This window comes from Nocardiopsis sp. TNDT3, assembly GCF_003427465.1.
GTDB classification, from domain to species: domain Bacteria; phylum Actinomycetota; class Actinomycetes; order Streptosporangiales; family Streptosporangiaceae; genus Nocardiopsis; species Nocardiopsis dassonvillei.
This window is the reverse complement of record NZ_QPFC01000611.1, coordinates 1-5,453: the sequence shown is the minus strand read 5'-3', so window position 1 is coordinate 5,453 and position 5,453 is coordinate 1. Positions and strand designations below refer to the sequence as shown.

At 72.1% G+C, this 5,453-nt stretch carries 7 protein-coding genes; 3 read left to right on the top strand and 4 right to left on the bottom strand.

From position 1 onward, the window contains the following. Nucleotides 1–48: 48 nt before the first annotated feature. The gene (locus DQW06_RS15580) at nucleotides 49–780 is read right to left on the bottom strand and encodes a DUF305 domain-containing protein (RefSeq protein WP_013151257.1); all 732 of its coding nucleotides are present in this window, start codon (nucleotides 778–780) and stop codon (nucleotides 49–51) included. A gap of 89 nt (nucleotides 781–869) precedes the next feature. Here DQW06_RS15580 and DQW06_RS15575 point away from each other — a divergent pair, with 89 nt between their 5' ends. Then, on the top strand, nucleotides 870–1,664 hold the full coding sequence (locus DQW06_RS15575) for a DUF3105 domain-containing protein (RefSeq protein WP_013151258.1): 795 nt from the start codon (nucleotides 870–872) through the stop codon (nucleotides 1,662–1,664). Between the two features lie 376 nt (nucleotides 1,665–2,040). Here DQW06_RS15575 and DQW06_RS15570 read toward each other — a convergent pair whose 3' ends face one another. Both DQW06_RS15570 and DQW06_RS15565 read right to left on the bottom strand, forming a co-directional pair. After that, entirely contained in the window at nucleotides 2,041–2,508 is a 468-nt protein-coding gene (locus tag DQW06_RS15570; RefSeq protein WP_019608662.1) for a DUF3515 domain-containing protein, read from the bottom strand. A gap of 30 nt (nucleotides 2,509–2,538) precedes the next feature. Next, entirely contained in the window at nucleotides 2,539–2,772 is a 234-nt protein-coding gene (locus DQW06_RS15565; RefSeq protein WP_013151260.1) for an Lrp/AsnC family transcriptional regulator, read from the bottom strand. A 130-nt stretch (nucleotides 2,773–2,902) separates the two neighbouring features. Between DQW06_RS15565 and DQW06_RS15560 the strand changes: the two genes are divergently transcribed. Beyond that, nucleotides 2,903–3,895, top strand: coding sequence for a thiamine-phosphate kinase (locus DQW06_RS15560; protein ID WP_117198783.1), 993 nt, complete (start codon nucleotides 2,903–2,905; stop codon nucleotides 3,893–3,895). Between the two features lie 256 nt (nucleotides 3,896–4,151). Further along, entirely contained in the window at nucleotides 4,152–4,817 is a 666-nt protein-coding gene (locus tag DQW06_RS15555; protein WP_013151262.1) for a cellulose binding domain-containing protein, read from the top strand. 157 nt (nucleotides 4,818–4,974) lie between these two features. Here the strand turns inward: DQW06_RS15555 and rpmB are convergent, their stop codons facing one another. Then, nucleotides 4,975–5,160 (bottom strand): 50S ribosomal protein L28, encoded by a 186-nt coding sequence (rpmB, locus tag DQW06_RS15550; RefSeq protein ID WP_013151263.1) that lies wholly within the window; start codon nucleotides 5,158–5,160, stop codon nucleotides 4,975–4,977. Nucleotides 5,161–5,453: the final 293 nt, after the last annotated feature.

The window sequence follows — 5,453 nt, the reverse complement described above, 5'->3', positions numbered from 1 at the left end:
CGGCCCACCCGCGGGTGGGCCGCCGTCGCCGTGTCCGGGGAAGCGGGGTCAGTCGCCGGAGGCGCCGTCCCGGCGCTGGTCGATCATGCCCTCCATCAGGTCGATCTCCTTGAGCTGGGAGTCGGCCATCCCCTGCGCGAAGTCGGTGACCAGGTCCTCCTGGCCCAGCTCCACCTCCGCCTCGGCCATCTCGATGCCGCCCTTGTGGTGGGCGATCATCAGCTCAAGGAAGAGGAGTTCGGCCTCCTCGCCCGTGGCCTCCTCCAGGGAGACCATCTCCTCCGAGGAGGCCAGGCCCGGCATCGTGTCGGGGACCTCGCCGCCCCCGCCGCCGTGGTCGTGGCCCTCCATCCAGGCCATCGGCTCCCGCACGCCGCGCGCGTTGAGGTCCCAGGCCATCAGCCACCCCTGCATGATCCCGATCTGGGCCTGCTGGGTGCGGGCGATGTCGGTGGCCACCGTGCGCAGCTCGGGATCCTCGGTCCTCTCCAGGATGAGCATCGACATGTCCACGGCCTGGGCGTGGTGCGCGCTCATGTCGCGCAGGAACCCGGCGTCGGCGCCGGTGTCCAGCGGGTAGGACGGGCGTCCCAGCAGGTAACCCCCGCCCAGGGCCAGTACGACGAGGATCACAGTGATCCACATCGGTACCGAGCGCCAGGACACCCGCGACGGGGTCTCCTCGTCCGCCGCCCCGTCCTCCCACGGGGGCCCGTCGTCGTCCGGGACATCGCCGACGTGGTCGGCGGTCCCGGCCGCGGGACCGTTTTTCTGTTCCATAGGAACCATCCTGGTCGAATCGCCCAACTCTGGTGCCAAAGTAGAGGATAGGTAAGTCCCTAATGTCACCATCCATCCCAGGAGACCCAGTGGCCAAGAAGAAGACGGCGGAGGAGCGTCGCCGCCGCGCCGCCGAGCTGAAGGCGCAACGCCTCAAAGAGGAACGCCGCCGCAAAATCCTTACCACCACCGGTATCACGACCGCTGTGGTCCTGGTCGTGGGTTTGATCGGTTTCCTCGTCTTCATGGAGTTCCGCAGCCGCACGATCTCGGGGGTGGAGGAGTACGAGGTCGGCTCCTACGTCCACGTGGACACCGGGCAGCGCGTGAACTACGAGCAGTCCCCGCCCGTGGGCGGCGACCACTGGAACGCCTGGCAGAACTGCGGCGTCTACACCGAGCCGGTGACCCACGAGTTCGCGGTGCACTCCCTGGAGCACGGCGCGGTGTGGATCAACTACCGGCCCGACCTGCCCGAGGACCAGGTCCAGACGCTGACCGACATGTACAGCTCCGGCGACTACCTGGTGATCAGCCCCTACGCGGGTGAGCTGGACGCGCCGATCGTCGCCTCCAGCTGGGGACGCCAGATCACCGCCGAGAGCGCCGACGACGAGAACCTCCAGCGCTTCGTGCGGCTGTACGAGCGCGGCACCGACGTTCCCGAGCCGGGCGCCGCCTGCTCCGGCGGCGTGGCGGAGAACGCCGAGGAGGTCGACGCCATGCTCGGCAGCGGCGCCGGCGTGGACGCCGAGACCATGGAGGGCCCCGAGGGCGGCGACGCCGGAGCCGAGGAGGGCACCGGGGACGAGGCGTCCGACGCCCCCTCCGACGCCGCCGAGGACGAGCCGTCCGCGGAGGAGTCGGCCGGGGCGGAGAACTGACGGGACTTTCCGCCGTCACCGTGACCCCGTGATGACCGACGTGGGGCCGTCAGCGTCCGCTGGCGGCCCCACGCGCGTGTCGGCCACAGGTCGTACGGGTCGTCCACAGGCCGCGCGGGCCGCTGGTGGGCGGGCTTGGCGGGGTAAAGAGGCCGCGCCTTCGCCCGCCTCGGTGTGCCCGCGCACCGGGCCCCGTCGTCAGCGCACGCGCTCGTCCCGCCCGGCCGGGAACGCCGCCGCGCCGCGGCCGTGCCGGTGTCCGTCGGGAGGGCCCGCCGGGGACTCCCGCGCCACCGCGCCGGTCGCTCCGAGCGCGGGCGCGGACACAACCCTCTCGACGGGAGAACGCTCCCGGCCCCTCATCACGGGTGCCGGGTCACAGCTCCCCTTCGGGAAGCGCGGGGACGTGTTCGACGATCAGGTCGCTGACCGTGGACAGCGCGGCGGCGGGGGCGCCGTGGGCGGCCGGGATCGACAGCTCCACGTACGCTTCGTGGCCGATCGCCGTGTACATGGTGGGGGCGTCCTCCGGCTGCGGCAGCCACGGAACACCGTTGACCTCCTGTAGGTAGGAGGTGCTGGTCAGCGTCACCGGGCGCTCCACCCCGCAGCGCAGTCCGATGGGCGGGTCGCCCCAGGCCGCCGTGAGCTCCGAGTCGGGCCGCACCTGTGCCCGCTCCGCCCCCAGCAGGGTGTCGGGGAGCGCCGCGACGAGGTCGGCGCAGACCTCGGCGGTCGCCGCGTCCGCCTCGGGCGGCTGCATCCGCACCGTCTGCGCGCCGCAGCCCGTCGCCACCAGGGCCAGGGCCGCGACCACACCGGCGCACGCGAACCGACTCAGCACAGCAGACCCCGCTCCGGACGACGCGATGCGTCAGATGTTGACGATGGGACAGGTGAGAGTCCGGGCGATGCCGTCCAACCGCTGGATCCGGGCCACCACGAGGGTGCCCAGGGAGTCGATGTCTTCGGCGCTGGCCTGGACGATGACATCGTAGGGCCCGGTCACGTCGTGGGCCTTCTCGACCCCCTCGATGCCCCGGATGCGCCCCGCCACCTCGGCTGCCTGACCGACCTCGGTCTGGATCAGGATGTATGCCTGCACCATGAGTACTCCTTCGTGTCGCCGGTCGGAGCGGCGAGTGGTTCACGGCCGAGCCAGGGTGCGGCCGATGACGGACGGATGACAAGCGTGGGTCCGGACCACCGCGCCGGAGCGTCACCGTACCCTGATCCCTGTGCGGAACACCATTGGGGGTCTTGGTGAGTTCGCTCTGATCGCACGCGTGACGAGCCAATTCCCCACCACGGACGATGTAATCCTCGGACCAGGGGACGACGCGGCCGTCGTCGCGTCCCCCGACGGCCGGACGGTCGCGACCACCGACCTGCTGGTCGAGGGCCGCCACTTCCGGCGCGAGTGGTCCACCGCCCGTGACGTGGGGCACCGGGCCGTCGCGCAGAACTTCGCCGACGTCGCCGCGATGGGCGCCCGCCCCACCGGCCTGCTCATCGGCTTCGCCGCGCCCGCCGACCTCCCGGTGCCCTGGGCGGAGGAGTTCACCGCCGGGGTCCGCGACGAGTGCGCGGTCGCGGGCGGCGCCGTCGTGGGCGGGGACATGGTCGGCTCGGACACCCTCACCATCGCGGTCACCGCGCTCGGCGACCTCCAAGGGCGGGCGCCTGTCCGCCGCGACGGCGCCCGCCCCGGCGACGTGGTCGCCTACACCGGCCACCTGGGGCTGTCGGCCGCCGGGCTCGCCCTGCTGGAACAGGGGATCGACGGCCCGGCCGAGTGCCTGTCCGAGCACCGCAGGCCCAGCCCGCCCTACGCCCGCGGGGCGGAGGCGGCCCGGCTCGGGGCCACGGCCATGCTCGACGTCAGCGACGGCCTCGCCCAGGACCTCGGGCACGTCTGCCGGGCCAGCGGGGTGCGCATCGACCTGGAGGGGGAGGCGCTGCGCCCCGAGCCCGCGCTCGTCGAGGCGGTCCGCGTCCTGGGGGCCGGAGCCGACACGGCCGAGCGGGCCGCGCGGGACCTCATGGTCGCCGGGGGCGAGGACCACGCCCTCGCCGCCGTGTTCCCGCCGCACACCGTTCTGCCCGCCCACTGGTCCAGAGTGGGAACCGTCGTGCGAACAACAGGTGAAAACGCTGAGGAAAACACAATTCCGGTCACGGTCGACGGGCGGGTTCCACCTCGCGGAGGATGGGATCATTTCCGGCGCTGAGGTGCCCGATGGGATTTGTCCTGTTTAACTCTCGCGCTAGGCTTTGCGAACGCGGCCTTTCCGGGCGCGGCACCCGCCCTGCGGGAAGCGGCGGCCCCAGGAAGTCCCCGGGAGCGACCGACGGTCGGAGCAGGAAGCCACGGCTTCGCCGGTGTCCCCCGCACCGGACGGGGCACACACGGCGGAGGGCGACGGGGGAGGGACCGGAAACCGGCGGCTCTCGGCGGAGGGCGCTGGCAACGTCGAGGGGCGGTTTATGGGGCGGCATGGCTGGCGGAACGGCAACCGCCGGGGTGTGCACCGCAGCGAGCCGGAGGACGTCGGCGTGCTGCGGCGGCTCGGCGGCCTCATCGAGAGCACGGTCCCCAAACGCGTCGAACCCCCGCGGCTGCTCAACGTGCTCGTCGTCTCCGGCGTGATCCTCGGCCTGCTCCTGTTCGGGTACAGCACCACCCAGATCTACCTCCAGTTCGGCGGCACCCCGGGCGCGACCGAGGCCCCCGGAACCCAGGACGGGGTCCAGCCCACGCACGACGCCTCGCCGGGGACCGACACCGAGGAGCCCGCGGCCCAGGGCGAGGGGGAGCAGGGGCCGCAGACCCAGGCGGGTTCGGAGCCGACCACGGTCGTCTACCGCGTCACGGAGTCCACGGCGGTCGGTTTCAGCGGCCACGTCACCGTCACCAACACCTCGCACGCCAGCCTGGACGGCTGGGAGCTGGCCCTGGCCTTCGACTCCGCGGAGATCACGCACGTCAACGGCGCGGACTGGGCGGAGATCGAGAACGGCATCCTGGCCCGCCAGCCCGCCGACCAGAACAGCCTGGAGCCGGGCGACTCGGTGGCGCTCACCTTCGAGGCGGTCGGCGTGCCGCAGAGCCCGATCCGCTGCTCCCTCAACGGGCACGTCTGCGAGCTGTGAACCGGGGGAAGCGGGGACGCGGGCCGTCTCCGGGTCCGCCGGGGCCCCGCCGGGATGCCGGGGCGGACCCGGCCTCCGACAGGTCCCCGACAAAGGGCGAAGGCCTCCGACCGAGAGGGTCAGAGGCCTTCATGGAAGGTCCGGAGGGCTGGGAACCCTAGCGGGTCACCTTGCCGGCCTTGATGCACGAGGTGCAGGCGTTCACGCGCTTGGGCGTGCCGCCCACACGGGTGCGGACGGTCTGGATGTTGGGGTTCCAGCGGCGGCGGGTGCGACGGTGCGAGTGGGAAACACTGTTACCGAACCCTGGTCCCTTGCCGCAGACGTCGCAGACAGAAGCCACGGTAACTCCATTCAAGCGCTCGGGATCGCGCACGTCGCCGCACGCGAAGGTTCATCCGACCGGGAGAGGTCGGGCGGACTGGTCGGCGGTGACGCCAACCGTGGAAGGTTACACGAAGGACATGGCCAGGCGCGCAGCGCGGGCCGACGACCGGTGTCCGTACGCGTGATGGCGGGCCGCACCGTGGTCGAGAACGACCGGGGCGAGCGCCGGGAGCATCGAATACGCCACGCGGGCATGGCGGGAACGCGATGAACTTCCACGAGTATATCCCGGTTGGGAGGGGCGGGAAC